General features: G+C 69.0%; 15 protein-coding genes and 3 tRNA genes. 11 read left to right on the plus strand and 7 right to left on the minus strand.

The window, feature by feature from the left end:
- Positions 1-114 precede the first annotated feature (114 nt).
- A complete protein-coding gene (locus U2P90_RS02675; RefSeq protein ID WP_322473684.1) occupies positions 115-399 on the plus strand; it encodes a DUF427 domain-containing protein in 285 nt (94 codons plus the stop codon).
- Positions 400-536: 137 nt separating this feature from the next.
- Here U2P90_RS02675 and U2P90_RS02680 read toward each other — a convergent pair whose 3' ends face one another.
- Positions 537-1,673, minus strand: coding sequence for a GGDEF domain-containing protein (locus U2P90_RS02680; protein ID WP_322473685.1), 1,137 nt, complete (start codon positions 1,671-1,673; stop codon positions 537-539).
- Positions 1,674-1,803: 130 nt separating this feature from the next.
- Here U2P90_RS02680 and U2P90_RS02685 point away from each other — a divergent pair, with 130 nt between their 5' ends.
- The 4 genes from U2P90_RS02685 (at position 1,804) to U2P90_RS02700 (ending at position 3,428) form a co-directional block, all read left to right on the plus strand.
- A complete protein-coding gene (locus U2P90_RS02685) occupies positions 1,804-3,045 on the plus strand; it encodes a nitrilase-related carbon-nitrogen hydrolase (protein WP_322473686.1) in 1,242 nt (413 codons plus the stop codon).
- A 73-nt stretch (positions 3,046-3,118) separates the two neighbouring features.
- Positions 3,119-3,206: transfer RNA gene (locus U2P90_RS02690), tRNA-Ser, on the plus strand.
- Positions 3,207-3,242: 36 nt separating this feature from the next.
- Positions 3,243-3,334, plus strand: a tRNA-Ser gene (locus tag U2P90_RS02695).
- Positions 3,335-3,351: 17 nt separating this feature from the next.
- A tRNA-Arg gene (locus U2P90_RS02700) sits at positions 3,352-3,428 on the plus strand.
- On the opposite strand, the gene U2P90_RS02705 is transcribed toward U2P90_RS02700, so the two are convergent.
- From U2P90_RS02705 to U2P90_RS02730, 6 genes are all read right to left on the minus strand, one after another.
- Positions 3,391-3,945 (minus strand): dihydrodipicolinate synthase family protein, encoded by a 555-nt coding sequence (locus U2P90_RS02705; RefSeq protein WP_322473687.1) that lies wholly within the window; start codon positions 3,943-3,945, stop codon positions 3,391-3,393. The two genes, U2P90_RS02700 and U2P90_RS02705, sit on opposite strands and share 38 nt — an antisense overlap.
- Entirely contained in the window at positions 3,942-4,880 is a 939-nt protein-coding gene (locus U2P90_RS02710) for a dihydrodipicolinate synthase family protein (RefSeq protein WP_322473688.1), read from the minus strand. Before U2P90_RS02710 ends, U2P90_RS02705 begins: the two co-directional genes overlap by 4 nt.
- 54 nt (positions 4,881-4,934) lie before the next feature.
- Complete coding sequence (gene opp4C, locus U2P90_RS02715; protein ID WP_322473689.1) at positions 4,935-5,813, minus strand: oligopeptide ABC transporter permease; 879 nt, start codon at positions 5,811-5,813, stop codon at positions 4,935-4,937.
- A 61-nt stretch (positions 5,814-5,874) separates the two neighbouring features.
- Positions 5,875-6,828, minus strand: a complete 954-nt coding sequence (locus U2P90_RS02720; RefSeq protein ID WP_295821574.1) for an ABC transporter permease — start codon at positions 6,826-6,828, stop codon at positions 5,875-5,877.
- A gap of 26 nt (positions 6,829-6,854) precedes the next feature.
- Positions 6,855-8,384, minus strand: a complete 1,530-nt coding sequence (locus U2P90_RS02725; RefSeq protein WP_322473690.1) for an ABC transporter substrate-binding protein — start codon at positions 8,382-8,384, stop codon at positions 6,855-6,857.
- Between the two features lie 40 nt (positions 8,385-8,424).
- Positions 8,425-9,162, minus strand: coding sequence for a FadR/GntR family transcriptional regulator (locus U2P90_RS02730; protein WP_322473691.1), 738 nt, complete (start codon positions 9,160-9,162; stop codon positions 8,425-8,427).
- A gap of 132 nt (positions 9,163-9,294) precedes the next feature.
- On the opposite strand from U2P90_RS02730, the gene U2P90_RS02735 reads away from it, so the two are divergent.
- The 6 genes from U2P90_RS02735 (at position 9,295) to U2P90_RS02760 (ending at position 15,453) form a co-directional block, all read left to right on the plus strand.
- A complete protein-coding gene (locus tag U2P90_RS02735) occupies positions 9,295-9,630 on the plus strand; it encodes an IclR family transcriptional regulator domain-containing protein (RefSeq protein ID WP_322473692.1) in 336 nt (111 codons plus the stop codon).
- 194 nt (positions 9,631-9,824) lie between these two features.
- Positions 9,825-11,054, plus strand: coding sequence for an ABC transporter substrate-binding protein (locus U2P90_RS02740; protein WP_295821582.1), 1,230 nt, complete (start codon positions 9,825-9,827; stop codon positions 11,052-11,054).
- The gene (locus U2P90_RS02745) at positions 11,051-11,959 is read left to right on the plus strand and encodes a carbohydrate ABC transporter permease (protein WP_322473693.1); all 909 of its coding nucleotides are present in this window, start codon (positions 11,051-11,053) and stop codon (positions 11,957-11,959) included. Before U2P90_RS02740 ends, U2P90_RS02745 begins: the two co-directional genes overlap by 4 nt.
- A complete protein-coding gene (locus U2P90_RS02750; RefSeq protein ID WP_322473694.1) occupies positions 11,949-12,791 on the plus strand; it encodes a carbohydrate ABC transporter permease in 843 nt (280 codons plus the stop codon). The genes U2P90_RS02745 and U2P90_RS02750 overlap by 11 nt, the downstream gene beginning before the upstream one ends.
- 4 nt (positions 12,792-12,795) lie before the next feature.
- Complete coding sequence (locus U2P90_RS02755; RefSeq protein ID WP_322473695.1) at positions 12,796-14,403, plus strand: FAD-dependent oxidoreductase; 1,608 nt, start codon at positions 12,796-12,798, stop codon at positions 14,401-14,403.
- A gap of 9 nt (positions 14,404-14,412) precedes the next feature.
- Entirely contained in the window at positions 14,413-15,453 is a 1,041-nt protein-coding gene (locus U2P90_RS02760) for a LacI family DNA-binding transcriptional regulator (protein ID WP_322473696.1), read from the plus strand.
- Positions 15,454-15,462 lie beyond the last annotated feature (9 nt).

Genomic DNA, 15,462 nt, shown 5'->3' on the forward strand with positions numbered 1-15,462 from the left:
GTGATCCATCCATGAGGACAGGCTGTCGGTTGCGTGAAGGTTGGAGCGCATGGCAGGGCGCACACTGCGCGTCCGCTGACGGTCTGGAGCCGTGCCAGCGGCCTAGCCTGCAGTATGAAAGCCACCTGGAACGGCAAGGTCATCGCCCAGTCCGACGACACCGTGGTCGTCGAGGGCAACCACTACTTCCCCGAGGGCAGCGTGGATCCCGCGTACCTGATCCCCAGCAGCACGCACACCACCTGCCCGTGGAAGGGCGAGGCCAGCTACCACACCCTGACCGTCGACGGCCAGGAGAATCGCGACGCCGCGTGGTACTACCCGCAGCCCAAGGACGCCGCGAAACAGATCGCCGGCCGGATCGCGTTCTGGAAGGGCGTGCAGGTCACGCCGGACTGACTCACAGCAGAGTTCAGAGGCAGTGAGGGCACCCCTCACTGCCTCTGAACCGAGCGAAGCGAGTCCCTGACATGACAGCGGCCTCCGTGGAGCCCTGGGTCATCTCTTCAGCCCCTGGAGGGAACTGCACGCCGCTGTCAGAGGACGTCGGCAGGGGTGTCGGTCGGCCCGGCCGGGCGATGGCTGGCCAGTTTCGCCCGGTTGCCACCGCCGGCGCGCAGGTCATCCAGCGCATCCTGTGCGCCGGCCAGCAGCGCCAGTCCGTCGTGTTCGCCGCCGTATACCGCCACCCCGACACTGACCGACACGTTCACGCCGTCGAGCGGCCGGGACGCCACCCGCAGACGCAGGCGTTCACACGCCGCCCGCGCCGCCCGCTCGTCGGGCACCCGCACCAGCGCTGCGAATTCCGACGGCCCCAGACGGGCCAGGGCGTCGCCGTCCCGCAGGGCACCCTCCAGCACGCGGGCCACGTGCGCCATGACACACCCGGCGAAGGCCTCGCCGCGGGTGGCTTCCAGCTGCCGGTGCTGATCGACCTCGATCACGGCCACGGCCAGCCCCTCCAGCTGTCGGGCGGAGGCCTGCCGCAGCCAGCGCCGGGTGGCCCGGCCGTCGAGCAGACCCGTCAGGCTGTCGCCCAGGCCGGTCAGATCCGTGCCCAGGCGCTGCACGCGCAACTCGCGCCTCAGGCGCGCCACCCCGGACCGCTGACCGGCGAGGGCCGCCAGCGATGCCAGCAGGATCTGCACGAGCAGATTCCCGTGGCCGGAGGTCGCCAGACCGGGATCGAGCAGGCCAGCGGTCAGCAGGAGCAGCACGAACGCTCCCAGCGCGGCCTGACTCGCCAGCCGGCCCGCGTCGCGGCCGAGCATCCACAGGTGGCCGCTCAGCAGCACCGGCACCCACGGGCCACACGCGGCGAGCGCCCCCGTCGATGCCGGGTGGGGATCGAAGAGGATGAATCCCACCCGGCCCAGAACCCACAGCCACAGGCCGCCCAGCAGCACCCACAACAGCCGTTCCAGCGGCCAGCGCCCCAGCAGCAGCGCCACGAACACGCCGGCCATCAGGGCCCACACGGCGGGAATCGCCGCACGCTCGAAGACGTCGAGCTGCCCGTCGAGCCACGTCGGTACCAGTGCCAGTGCCCCCAGGGGCAGGCCGAGCAGATAGAGCTCCCGGCGGGTCATGACGCCGGCCAGCATCGGCCAGCCCGCAGTGCGGGGCCGATCCGGCAGGATCGGGGGCGTCAGGGTGACACGGTCACGCATCTCAGCTGGCAGTGGATCACGGGACATATCACATTCCTCATACAGGCGGGCCGGCCCGGATCCGCTCAACGTGCCTCCAGCAGCGCATCCTTCCCTCCACGGCCAGGGCGACCCCGCTACTCTGGGGATCATGTCCCCCCGCCGCTTCCGTGTGATCGCCGTCCAGCCGCAGTGGCATGCGGCAGACTTCACCAGCGCCCGAGCGTTCCGGGCCTGGCTGCGCCGCCAGTTCGAGGCGGCCCGCCCGGAGATGTCCCGCGACCGGCCGACCCTGGTCGTCCTGACCGAGTTGAATGGTCTGCCGCTGGTGCTGCGCGGCGGTGGGTGGGCCCTGGGGCTGCGCACCCTGGAACGGGTGGCGATGGCCCTGTTCCTCGCCCGGCTGCCACGCACCCTGCCGGTGCTGCTGCGTGAGCGCGTGTCTCCCGTGCGGGCCCTGCAACTCGCGGACAGTGACGCCAACACGCGGCTGTACCTGCACACCTGCCGCGATCTGGCCCGTGAGTACGGTGTGTACGTGTGTTGTGGCAGCGCTCCCACGCCGCGCTACCGCCTCCAGGATGGTCGGTTGCGCCGTGAGCCGGGTGTCCTCACCAACCAGAGTGTGATCCTGGATCCGGACGGTGCCCTGGTCGGCACGGCAGACAAGGTCTACCTGACCCCGGATGAGGAGACCGGCGGCGTCGACCTGAGCGCCGGCGTCCTGGAGGCGTTGCGCGTCTTTCCCACGCCGGTCGGTGACCTGGGCGTGGCGATCAGTCTGGACGCCTTTCGCCCGGATGTGATCGGGGCACTGGACGCTCAGGGCTGCACCGTGCTCCTGCAGCCCGACGCGAACGGCGCCTCATGGACGGCGCTGGAGGGGCTCGCGCCGGATCCCGCGAACCGGCGCGACCAGCCGCTGGCGTGGCTGGAGTCCAGCTGGGCGGTCACCGCGCGCGGTGGGCAGATCCGCTACGCCGTGAACCCCATGGTTGTGGGCAACCTGCTCGACCTGACGTTCGACGGACAGAGCGCCATCACCGGCCCGGCCGACGAGGCCCCGGCACTCCGCAGCTATGTGATGACCCCGCCCCGCCCCGGTTTTCTCGCCCTAGCGCCGTGGGTCGAGGATGGCCCTCCCGAGCACCTCCGGTCGCTCGGCCAGCACCTCGCGGCCCACAGCGGCCACCCGCGCGAGAACGCCTACCACACGGCCGTCCTGCACGCGGATCTGACGCTTCCGGCAGTGAGTCGGCCGCTGCCAGAGCGCACGCCACACGAACACGCGCTGCAGGCCCTGCTGGCCGACGCTGTCCTGCCCACGCGACGCGTGCCGTGGGGGCTGCTCGGTCTGGGAGCGCTGGTGTACGCGTGGTGGCGCAAGCGTTGACAACGTCGGGGGTCGTGCCTATACTTCCCTTCGCACTTCCGCAGCCCCCTGCTGTCGTGCGCCCGCCAGACCTGGGGGGTTGGCCGAGTGGTTGAAGGCAACGGTCTTGAAAACCGTAGTAGGGCAACCTACCGGGGGTTCGAATCCCTCACCCCTCGCCACACACGGCCACACATGACAATCCGGTGCTCCATCACGGAGAGATGGGTGAGCGGCTTAAACCAAGCGTTTGCTAAACGCTCGTAGGGGTTATACCCTACCGCGAGTTCGAATCTCGCTCTCTCCGCCAAGCACCACCGTACGGATGTGCCCGTAGCTCAGCTGGATAGAGCGTCTGACTACGGATCAGAAGGCCAGGGGTTCGAATCCCTTCGGGCACACCACAGAAACCCACGTCTTAGACGTGGGTTTTCTCTTTGTGGCATATGCACTATTCGGCGCGTGTGCAGTAGCGTGTGCAATAGGAGCATGGAGCTGTGCCAGAAATCCATGCCGTGGCCTCCGGTGAACAGTCGAAGTCAGGAAAGCGGGATGGGATTGGTGATCGAGACGGATCATCCCCACACCCGTGGGGAACGCGTCGGCCTGATCGGGCATTTCGTCGCGCCGCAGCCGCGCCAGCGAGGTCTGCGCGACCGGATGGCTGACGCCCAGCTGGAACGGCGTCCCGCTGCACCCGCAGATCCGCGCCACCACCGTGCTCACCTCCAGAAACTCGTCGTCGTCCTGGGTGTGGAACTCGCCGGCCGTGCCGTTGGTGTACACACCGTCCACGCCCGCGGCGACGAGCGCCTGCACCTGACGTTCCAGGGCGGCATAGTCGACGGTGTCATTCTCCCGGACAGGGAGCAGCACGGTGACCCACGTGCTGTGGATACCATCGGCCGTCAGCGCGGTCATGCCGGCGTGAGCAGGCCCTCGGCCCGGAGGATCGCCTGCACGCGGTGCGTCTCGGTGGCGTCCAGCGGGGCGTTCGGGCGGTGCATGTGGTGGGTGGGGATCAGCCCCAGCAGCTTCATGGCGGTCTTGAAGCCGCCCACGCCGGATGCGCCGGGACTGGTGCGCGGCGTGCCCTGGAGGGCGACGCCGAAGAGCCGGATCAGGCGCTCCTGAATCCGCCGGGCCTCCCGCCAGTCCTCGCGGCAGGCGGCCTCGTACAGCGCGACGTAGCCTGCGGGGTCGACGTTGCCCAGGCCCGGCACGCAGCCGTGTGCGCCCACCAGCAGGGCCGTGTCGACCATCAGCTCGGAGCCGGTGAACAGCCGGAAGCCCAGGTCGTCCGCACACGCCCGGGCGAGCAGGCGGAAGTTCGTGTCGTCGCCGCTGCTGTCCTTCAGGCCGGTGATCACGCCCTCGCGGCGCAGCGTGACGATGGTGTCGCGCTCGAGCTTCACATGGACGCACACGGGAATGTCGTACGCCAGGATCGGCAGGGGCACGGCCGCCTGCACGGCGCGGAAGTGCTCCACGATCTCCGGCTGGCTGGTGCGCGTGTAGAAGGGGGCCGTGACGACCAGGCCGTCTATGCCGGCGGCCAGGGCGTCGCGGGCGTGCGCGATGACGCGGTCTGTGGTGGGGTCGATCACGCCCGCCAGCAGGGGCACGTGGCCGGCCACCTCGTCCGCCGCGATGCGCAGCACCTCGCGCCGCTGGGGGGCGTCCATGAAGACGACCTCGCTGGTGGAGCCCAGCAGGAACAGGCCGTGCACGCCGCCGGCGAGCAGGTGACGCAGCACGCGCCTCAGCGCGGGTTCGTCCACCTGGAAGTCGGGCGTCAGTGGCGTGACGACGGGCGGGATGATGCCGTGGAGCTGGGTCAGGTCGTGCTGGGTCATGGAGGCCTCGGGGAGAAGGAAGGGCGAGAGGGCGGTACGGTCACGGCCGGCACGTCACGGTCGGCTCTTGGGGTCGAGGGCGTCGCGCAGGCCGTCTCCCAGGAAGTTTGTGGCGAGCACCGTGATCAGGATCAGTGCCCCGGCCGGCATCCACTGCCATGGGTACGCCTCCAGAATCGTGAGTTCGCGCGCGGTGCTCAGCAGGTTGCCCCAGCTCGCCTGCGGCGGCTGTACCCCCAGGCCGAGGAAGCTCAGGCCTGCCTCGGTCAGGATGGCGCTCGCCACCCCCAGGCTGAAGAACACGACCAGCACGTCCAGCACGTTCGGCAGGGCGTGCCGCAGCAGGATGCGCCGGTCGGAGGCTCCCAGCGCCGTGGCGGCGGCGATGAACTCCAGTTCCCGCACCGACAGCAGCTTGGCGCGCACCAGCCGCGCGGCCAGCGGCCAGCCCAGCAGCCCGATGATGACGATGGTCTTGTCCAGGCCGGGGCCGATGATCGCGGCGAGGGTGAGCAGCACGATGATGCTGGGGAAGGTCATGACGACGTCGACGAAGCGCATGATCACGTTGTCCACCCACCCGCCGAAGAACCCGGCGAGCGCCCCGAGCGTGGTGCCGACTGCGACGGAGATCAGGGTGCTGAACAGGCCCACCATCAGCGAGACGCGGCCGGCCGCGACGGTGCGCGCGAAGACATCCCGCCCGGTCTGATCCGTGCCCAGCCAGTGCCGTGCGCCCGGCCCCTGGTTGCGGGCGAGCAGGTCGATGTCGTCGGGTCTGAACGGCGCGAGGATCGGCCCGAGCAGCACCAGCAGGACGACCGCGCCGAGCAGGATCAGGCCCACGACCGCGAGGCGGTGCCTGAGGAAGCGGCCCATGGCCAGCCGGGTTGGGGTTCGGGCCAGGGGAGACACAGTGAGGGCGGCTGTCATGACGTGACCTCCGGGGAGAGGACGAGCGGGGAGGAGCAGGGCTGGGCAGGGTCGGCGGGCGTCACGAGTACCGGATCCGGGGGTCGATCACGCCGTACAGCACGTCGGTGACGAGGTTGGCCAGGAGGATCACGGCGGCCAGCACCAGCGTCGTGCCCATGATCATCGGGTAGTCGCGCGCGTCGATCGCGTCTAGGTACAGCTGCCCGGTGCCGGGCCACGAGAAGATGCTCTCGAGGAACACCGCCCCGCCGATCAGGTTGGCGGTGTTCGCCCCGATCACGGTGACCACGGGAATCAGGGCGTTGCGCAGCACATGCTTGCTGATGACCCGCCGGGCCGTGACGCCCTTCGCGCTGGCGGTCCGCACGAAGTCCTGCGTGATCACCTCCAGCACGCTGGAGCGCGTGTAGCGCATCAGGGTGGCGACGTACGTGACCGACAGGATCAGGGCGGGCAGCACGAGGTGCCGCAGGATGTCGGCGGCGCTGCCATCGCCCGGCGTCTGGTACCCGCCGGCGGGAAACCAGCCCAGCTTCAGGACGAACACGTACATGCCCACCAGCCCGGCCAGGAACGCGGGCGTGGAGATCCCCAGGAAGGCCAGCACCGTCAGGGCGGTGTCGAGCGCCGTGTAGCGCCGCACCGCCGCGATCACCCCGAACAGCACGCCCAGCACGATGCCCACGGTCATGCCCAGGCCCATCATCATCAGGGTGGGCGGCAGGCGGCGCGCGATCTCGGCGGCGACGGGCTCGCCGTTCTTGATGCGGTAGCCCAGGTTGCCCTGCGCCGCCTCGCCGAGCCAGCGCAGGTACTGGACAGGTGTGGGCTGGTCGAGCCCGAGTTGCGCCTTGATGCTCTGACGCTGCTCGGCCGTGACGACCGTATCCTGCGGGATGTAGGCGTCCAGCGGATCGCCCGGCGTGAACTGCAGCAGCGTGAAGATGATGACCGTGATGACGAGCAGCAGCGGCACGCTGGTCGCCAGGCGGCGCAGGACATACGTGCCCACGGCTCAGCGCTCCGCCCGTCCGGGCGCTACTTGATGTCCCACAGCTGCGCCTGGTCGTTGTAGCGCCCGCCACCCGGCGCGGGCGTCCACACGAAGTTCACGAGCCTGCTGCTGGCCCCGCCGAAGCGTTTGGCCGTCCACAGCACATCCCACGGAAGCTGCTGGTTTACGAGCGTGCACATGGTCTGGTAGGCCTTGGTGCGCGCGGCGGGTGCGGCGGATTCCTGGCCCTGCTCGAACAGCCGGTTCAGCGCCGGGACGCTGACCTTCATGCGGTTCACGCCGTTCGGCGGGATGAAGTCCGAGTGCAGGCTGGGGTACAGCGTGTCGGGATCCGGGCCGTTGCCGATGCCGGCGTACACCATGCTGAAGCTGCTGCCGGCGGTCGTCTGGTTGTACGTGGGGACGTCCACGAAGCGCGGCGTGATCCTGAACCCGACCTGCGCGAGCATCTGCTGGATCGTGACCAGCACGTCCTTGCTCAGCTGGTCGCCGTAGTACGTCATGACCTCCACGGTCTGGTTGCCGTTCCATCCGGCCGCCTGGAGCAGCTGGCGGGCCTTGGCGGGATCGTAGGCGTAGGTGTTCACGCCCTTGGGCACATAGCGGGCGTTCGTGACCGGGCAGTTCGCCAGTTCCGCGCCGCCGCCGTACAGCTGCTTGACGATGGTCGTCCGGTCGATGGCGTGCAGAAGCGCCTGGCGCACCCGCACGTCCTTGAACAGGGGGGCGGCGTTGTTGAAGCCCAGGTAGTTCGCGACCTGCGACGGCCCGCTGAGGATGCTCACGGCGCTGCCGGTGAAGCTCCTGGTGTCGTCCAGCGTCAGGTAGGTGAAGTCGATGTCGCCGCTCTTGAGGGCCAGGACGGCGGCGGCCTGTTCCTTGAAGTAGCGGTTCACGAGCCGGTCGACCTTGGGCCGACCCCGGAAATACGTGGGATTCGCCGTGAGCTCGTTGTACTGATCCGGCACGAGCCGGCCCCATCGGAAGGGCCCGGTGCCGACCGGACTGGTGCGCCACCACGCCGAGGTGCGCAGATCCCTGGCGGGTATCTTCGAGAGGGGCGCGGCCGGCAGGATCATGAAGTTCGTCAGGGCGTCGAGCAGCGCCGCGTTGGGCTTGCTGAGGGTCAGCACGACCGTCCGGGCATTGGGGGTCTGGATTGTGGTGATGTTCCCGAACTTCGCGGCGAAGGCGCTCCCGGAGTCCGGGTTGTTGGCGAGTTCGATGCTGAACTTCACGTCCTTCGAGGTGAAGGCACTGCCGTCGTGCCACTTCACGCCGTCCCTCAGGATGAACGTGTACTTCTTCCCGCCATCGGCGATCACCCACGAGCTGGCCAGGTCGCCGCTGACCTTCTTGAAGCCCACGTCGTAGAGCACCAGCGTGGAATAGATCTTGTTCAGCCACGTGAAGCCGGCCGTGTTGGTCAGCGGGTTGAACTGCTGGGCCGCGCCCCCCGGCCCCTGGTCGAAGGCGCCGGTGATGACCTTGTCGGCGCCGGCGGTGCCGAGCGTGAACGCGAGGGCGAGGCTGACGAGGGTGCGTCTGAACATGGCGTCCTCCTGGGGGAGCGTCGAGCGGTGGGGTGCGGGGTCAGAACGGGGTGCGGCTCGGGGGCCGCGGCAGGATGTCGGTCACGACCGGCGGTTCGCCGTCGCCGCTGCCGAGGCGTTCCTGGATCTGCCGGAAGTGTTCGCGCATGGCGTCGCCCGAGCGCGCGACATTGCCCTCGCGTAGGGCCTGCACGATATCCAGGTGATCCTGCGCAGTCTTCTGCATGTTCCAGTGGGTGACGCCGGTGGTGCCGTGCAGGCGGCGGAAGACCTCCCAGAACAGGTCGACCAGGCGGGTCAGGAATTGGTTTTGCAGGGGGCCGTAGAGCGTCAGGTGGAACTCGCGGTCTTCGTCGGCGAAGGTCTCGCCGGCACGCGCCCGGTCCATCATCCGCTGTGCCAGGTGCTGCAGGTGGTCGAGCTGCGCGGGCGTGGCCTGGGTGGCCACCGTGCCGATCAGCCCCTCTTCCAGCGCGGTGCGCACCTGCAGCAGATCGCGCAGGGACTTGCCGTCGGCGGCGAAGGAGTAGGGGAGGTTCTCGAAGATGCTGTCGAAGGTGAAGGTCTTGACGTACAGCCCCTCGCCGTGGCGGGCCTCCAGGATGCCGACGGCCTCCAGGGTCTTGACCCCCTCTCGCAGCGACAGGCGGCTCATGCCCATGTCGCGGGCGAGCTGGCCCTCGGAGGGGAGGGGGTCGCCGGGCTGCAGGCGGTGCTCCTCGATGTAGCGCTTGATGGCGATCTGGGCCTGACGGTAGGCCGGAACTTTGGCGGTCATGCCACCTCCCTGGGAGTGTCGGATCGCAGTCGATCTGACATCAGATATCTGATAAGTGAACTGAGGATAGGGGGATCGGGTGCGGCCGTCAAGGCCGTGGGGTCGCCACGGCATGATGCCCTCCTCACACGTGTGTTCACCACGCCGGACTCCATCGCGCCGCTGTATTGCAGAGACGTCGGCAAGCAGTTCTTGGCGGATCTGCCGCCGGCCCGCATGAACAAGATGATCGACAATACCGGCCTGCGCCCCTGGACGCCGCACACCATCAACAGCGCCGACGACCTAGACGCGGCATTGCAGGTCGTGCGCCAGCAGGGCTACGCTGTGGACGACGAGGAGCGCGAGATCGGCGTGCGCTGCCTGTTCACGCCCATCCTCTCGGACACGGTGGTCGTCACCGATGGTGGCGCGGAGAGCCTGAGCCTGTACCCGCGCGATCTGGCGGCCCTGGTGATTCCAGTGTGAGCCAGACAGCACAACCTCATCCCCCGCCCCTCTATGGCCGAGATGACCGAATTCACGTGTGGTGACTCGGTGACGTGAGCCAGGGAATGATCGCAGGCGGAACAGGTGCGTTGGGGGAACGGTCAGGGTCATCTTGACAACCCTCCGATCCATTCTGATAATACGCATAATCAAATCATTCCCTGGAGGATGTCATGTCCCGTACCGGTCTGCTGCTCAGCGTGTCCGCCCTGCTTCTGTCGTCCGCCGCCTCCGCTCAGACCAGCCTGCGTTTCTCCACATGGGCCGGCGGTGACGGCCTCGCCCTGCTCCAGCAGCTCGCCCAGGAGTATGGGGCCCAGACCCCCGGCGTGAAGGTCAGCGTGGAGGTCACACCCTTCGCGGACTACGCGAGGAAGGTCGCGGTGCAGCTCGCGTCCGGCGACGGCCCGGACATCGGGTGGCTCGCCGAGGCCAACGTACCCACCTTCCTTGCCAGCCGCTCGCTGCGCGACCTCGCGGCCTTACGGACGGATCAGAGCTTCAACGTCGCGGACTTCCCGACCAGTGCCCTGTCGCTGTGGACGCAGGGCAGGGCGCTGTACGGCGTGCCGTTCTCGAACTCGCCCTCGGTGCTCTTCTACAACAAAGACCTCTTCCGGCAGGCGGGCGTCGCAGATCCGATGGCGCAGTACGCCAAGGGCACGTGGACATACACGTCCTTCCGCACGGCCGCAAAGACCATCAAGGACAAGACGGGTGCGTACGGCGCACGCATCATGCGGCTGGACATCAAGGCGTGGAACAGCGGCACCCTGCCGGTGCTGTGGTCGAACGGCGGCAATGCCTTTGACGCGAAGCTGAAGTGTGCCCTGAACACGCCCGCCAGCGTGCAGGCCTTCCAGCTCATGCACGACATGACCTTCAGGGATCAGTCGGTGCCGCGTCCCGGTGACCAGACGACCTTCCAGGGCGGCAAGCTTGGGATGTACGTGGACAACGTCAGTTTCAGTGCCCAGCTCAGGGACGCGCCCTTCAAGTGGGGGGTGGCCCCGATGCCCAGAGGCAGCACGGGCCGGGTCACGCAGCTCGGGCAGGCCGGGTATGTGGTCTTCGCAAAGTCCGCCCACCCGGCCGAGGCGCAGGCCTTCCTGAAGTTCCTGGCGTCTCCGGCCGTGATGGCCCGCACTGCGAAGTTCTTCCCGCCGCCCCGGAAGAGCGTGCTGAACAGCGCCGCGTACCTGGGCAGCAACCCGGCGATTCCCGCCGCCGACGTCAAGACCGCTCTGGTCAGCCAGCTCGGTAGCGCCCGCGTCTTCAAGACCGGAGAGAACTACCTGCGCGCGGGTGACGTCATCGCCGGCGGTCTGGAGCGGCTGTACCAGCCGGGCGCGAACGTGGGCAGCGTCCTGAACGACATCTGCCGGCAGGTGGACAGCCTATGATGGGCGCGGCACGCCCGGGCCGGCCGGCCCTGCGGCGTGCCCAGCGCGAGGCGCTGATGGGCGTGTTGTTCGCCGCGCCCTTCGCGCTGGGGATGCTGCTCGTCGTCGTTCTGCCACTGCTGGGCGTGATCGGCATCTCGTTGACGCAGTGGTCGCTGCTCGACGCGCCGCGCTGGGTGGGTCTGCACAACTATGCGCGCCTCGCCGCCGATCCGGCTTTCCTGCGCAGCGCCGGCGTGACGGCCGCGTTCACCGCTGGCATTCTGGTGCTCAACATCAGCGTGGCGCTGGCCCTGGCGACGCTGCTCAACGCGAAACTGCGCGGCATCGGGGTGTTCCGCACCATCATCTTCTCCCCGGTCGTGATGCCGGTCGTCGCGTGGGCGCTCGTGTGGAAATTCCTGCTGCAGCCCGACGGCACCGTGAATGCCGGGCTGTCGCGGCTCGGGGCCGGCGACGCGAACCTGCTGTTCACGCCCGGCACGGCCCTGTGGACGGTCGTGGTCATTGAAGTCATCAAGGCGGTGGGTCTGAATGCCGTGATCTTCCTCAGTGCCCTCCAGGGCGTCCCCCCGGAACTGCACGAGGCCGCCCGGCTCGACGGCGCGAGTCCGTGGCAGGTCTTCCGGCACATCACCCTGCCACTGATCTCCCCGACCTTCTTCCTGGTGTTCATCGTCACGTTGATCGGGGCGCTGAAGCTCTTCACGCCGGTGTACGTGCTGACCGGGGGCGGCCCGGCGGACGCGACCACCACGCTGATCGTGTACATGTTCAAGCAGGGCTTCCAGTTCTTCGAGTTCGGGTATGCGAGCGCAGTCGCGACCGTGCTGTTCGTGATCGTCCTGGCGCTGACCGTAGCCCAGTGGTCGCTGCGCCGCCGGCTGGTGTTCTATGAGAGCTGAGCGCGCGCCCCGCTGGTCGTGGGCGCTGTACGCGCTGCTGATCCTCGTCAGCCTGCCGTTTCTGCTCCCGTTGCTGTGGCTGCTGTTGTCGGCCTTCAAGACCAGCGCGGCGATCTTCTCCTCGCCCTTTGACCTTGATCCCGCCCGGCTGAGCGCCGCGAATTTTCGTCAGGTGTTCGCCGAGTATCCGTTTGCCCGGCAGTACTTCAACAGCGTCTACATCGCCGCGCTGGTCGTGCCCCTCACCATGGGGCTCTCCGCGCTGGCCGGGTACGCCTTCGCGCGGCTGCGCTTCCCCGGCCGGGACGCGGTGTTCATCCTGACGCTCGTCGCCATGATGGTGCCCAGCGAACTCACGGCGGTGCCGCAGTTCGTAGTCTTCAGCCGCCTGGGCCTCACCAATTCCCACCTTCCGGTGATCGTCACGCAGATCTTCAGCGCCACTGGCGCGCTCGCGGTCTTCCTGATGCGCCAGCATTTCATCACGCTGCCCCCGGAACTCGACGACGCCGGCCGGGTCGATGGCCTGGGCACCCTGGGCGTGTTCCGGCACATCATGCTGCCCCTGTCGCGGCCCGCGCTGGCCACGGTGGCGATCTTCGCGGTGCTGAACTCATGGAACGACTATTTCAACCCGCTGATCTACCTCAGCCGCGAGGGGCTGCTGACCCTGCCGCTGGCGCTCCAGCGCTTCACGGATCCGCTTGGCGGCGTGTACTGGAACCTCACGCTCGCCGGCGGCGTGCTCGTCGCCCTGCCGGTGCTCCTCACCTTCCTCCTCGCGCAGCGGCAGTTCATCGAGAGCCTCGCCGCCAGCGGCACCAAAGGCTGATTCCATGCCAGACACCCACACAGACATCCTGATCATCGGCGGCGGCACCGGCGGCGTCGCCGCGGCCCTCGCTGCCCTGCGCCTGGGCCGGCGCGTCCTCATGACCGAGGAAACGGACTGGATCGGCGGGCAGCTCACCTCCCAGGCCGTCCCGCCCGACGAGGGCGTCTGGATCGAGGAGGTGGGCTGCACCGCGAGTTACCGCGCCTTCAGGGGCGGGGTGCGGGCGTACTACCGCCAGCACTACCCGCTGCGGCCCGAGTCGATGGCCGAGCGCGACCTGAATCCCGGCGCGGGCACGGTGAGCCGCCTGTGCCACGAACCGCGCGTGGCGCTGGCGGTGCTGGAGGCCATGCTCGCCCCGTACCGAGCGAACCGGCAGCTCGACGTGTGGCTGGACACCCGGCCAGTGGCGGTCGAGATGGACGGCGACCGCGTGGCCGCCGTCACGGTGGAGAACCTCCGCACCGGGGAGCGGTCAATCCTCACAGCGCCGTATGTACTCGACGCCACGGAGATGGGCGAGCTGCTGGAACTCGGGAACATCGAGAGCGTCATCGGGGCCGAGGGGCAGGATCAGACCGGCGAGCCGCACGCGCTGCCCGAGGCCGACCCCCTGAACCAGCAGGCGATCAGCTGGTGTTTCGCGATGGATCACCTGGAGGGCGAGGATCACACCATCGACAAGCCCGGCGGTTACGATTTCTGGCGCGAGTACCAGGCCCCCTTCTGGCCGGACAGGCAACTGAGCTGGACGCTGTGCCATCCCATCACGCACCGCGCCGTGTACCGTGACCTGTTCGGCAATCCCGATGAGACCCCGCACGGCGGCGACCTGTGGCACTTCCGGCGCATCTTCGCCCGGCGGCACTACCCCGAGGGCCGCTATGCCAGCGACATCACGCTCGTGAACTGGCCGCAGATCGACTACTGGCTGGGGCCGGTGCTCGGCGTCAGCGAGGAGGAGAAGGCGAGGCACCTCGCCGGGGCCCGCGACCTGAGCCTGAGCCTGCTGTACTGGATGCAGACGGAGGCCCCCCGCCACGACGGCCCCGGTCACGGCTACCCGGGCCTGCGCCTGCGCGGCGACGTGACCGGCACCACCGACGGGCTCGCCAAGGCCATCTACGTCCGCGAGTCCCGCCGCATCCGCGCGCAGTTCACGGTGCTTGAGCAGATGGTCGGCGTGGACGCCCGCGCCGGCCTGCAGGGCGCCGAGCCGTTCCCAGACACCGTCGGCATCGGGCAGTACCGCATCGACCTGCACCCCTCGACCCGTGGACGCAACTACGTGGATGTGGCGTCCTGGCCCTTCCAGATCCCGCTCGGTGCCCTGATCCCGGTGCGCGTGGAAAACCTGCTGCCGGCCGCCAAGAACCTCGGGGTCACGCACATCACCAACGGCTGCTACCGCCTGCATCCCGTCGAGTGGAACATCGGCGAGGCCGCCGGAGCGCTGGCGGCGCACGCCCTGAACGCGGGCCTGACCCCGGCGCAGGTGTACCACTCGCCCGACCTGCTGAGCGACTTCCAGCGTCTGCTGGAGCGCGACCTGGGCGTCGAGCTCCACTGGCCCGACGCGCAGCGGCTCACCCCCTCGCCGGGGTTCTAGGATACGGAGGTGGCCCCCCCATCCCGCAAAGGCCCCACCCAGCGCGAGGTCGCCCGGCTTGCCGGCGTGTCGCAGGCCGCCGTGTCCCAGGTGCTCAACGGCGGCGAGGGTGGCATCCGCATCCCGGACGCCACCCGGCAGCGCGTCCTGCAGGCCATGCAGGACGTCGGCTACGTGCCCAACGTGGCCGCGCGTCGCCTTGCCGGAGGCCGCAACCGCATTCTCGGGGTGTTCACCTACGAGCCGGTGTTTCCGACCAGCACGCGGGACTTCTTCACGCCCTTTCTGGAGGGCATTGAGGAGGCCGCCGCCGAACTCGACTACGACCTGCTGCTGCACACCCGCCCCGCCCCGCAGGGGGGCCGCCGGGCGGTATACCACGACGGCGCCAGCCGCCTGCGCCTCGCGGACGGCACGGTCATGCTCGGTCTGCTCGACGACGACCGGCGCGGCGACCTGGCCCAGCTGATCGGCAGCGGCCACCCGACGGTGTTCATCGGGCGCCGCGACCTGCCCGGTCAGGAGCTGCCGTACGTCACGGCGGATTACACCGCGGCGACCGCCGGGGCGTGTGAGGCCCTGCTGGATCGCGGCCACGAGCGCACCCTCTACCTCGGCACGCTGACCCGCCATGAATCCGCCGTCGACCGTGAACTCGGGTACCGCCGCGCCATGGGCCGCACCCCGGCGGCCGGACAGGTGGAGCGCGTCGACGTCGTCACCCCGGACGTGGTGTCCAGGGCGCTGCGTGCCGGCGTGACGGGCGTGCTGTGCGAGAACGAACGCCTCACCGCGCAGTGGATTGCGGCCGCCGACACGCTGGGCGTCGGCTGGCCGCAGGACTACGGCTTCGCGGTGCTCGGCGATCCCATCTACCAGAGTGACCTGCCGGCCGGGTGGGCGCACGTGACCATCCCCCGGCTGGAGATGGGACGGCACGCGGTGAGACTGCTGGCGAACCTCCTGTCCGGGCATCCTGCCGAGTCCCGTACCCTGCCCTGCCAGTGGGTGCCGGGAACGTCGCTGGGAGGACGGCCCCGGACAGAGTGATCGCCGCGT

The sequence above is a fragment of the Deinococcus sp. AB2017081 genome (assembly GCF_034440735.1).
Lineage (GTDB): Bacteria > Deinococcota > Deinococci > Deinococcales > Deinococcaceae > Deinococcus > Deinococcus rufus.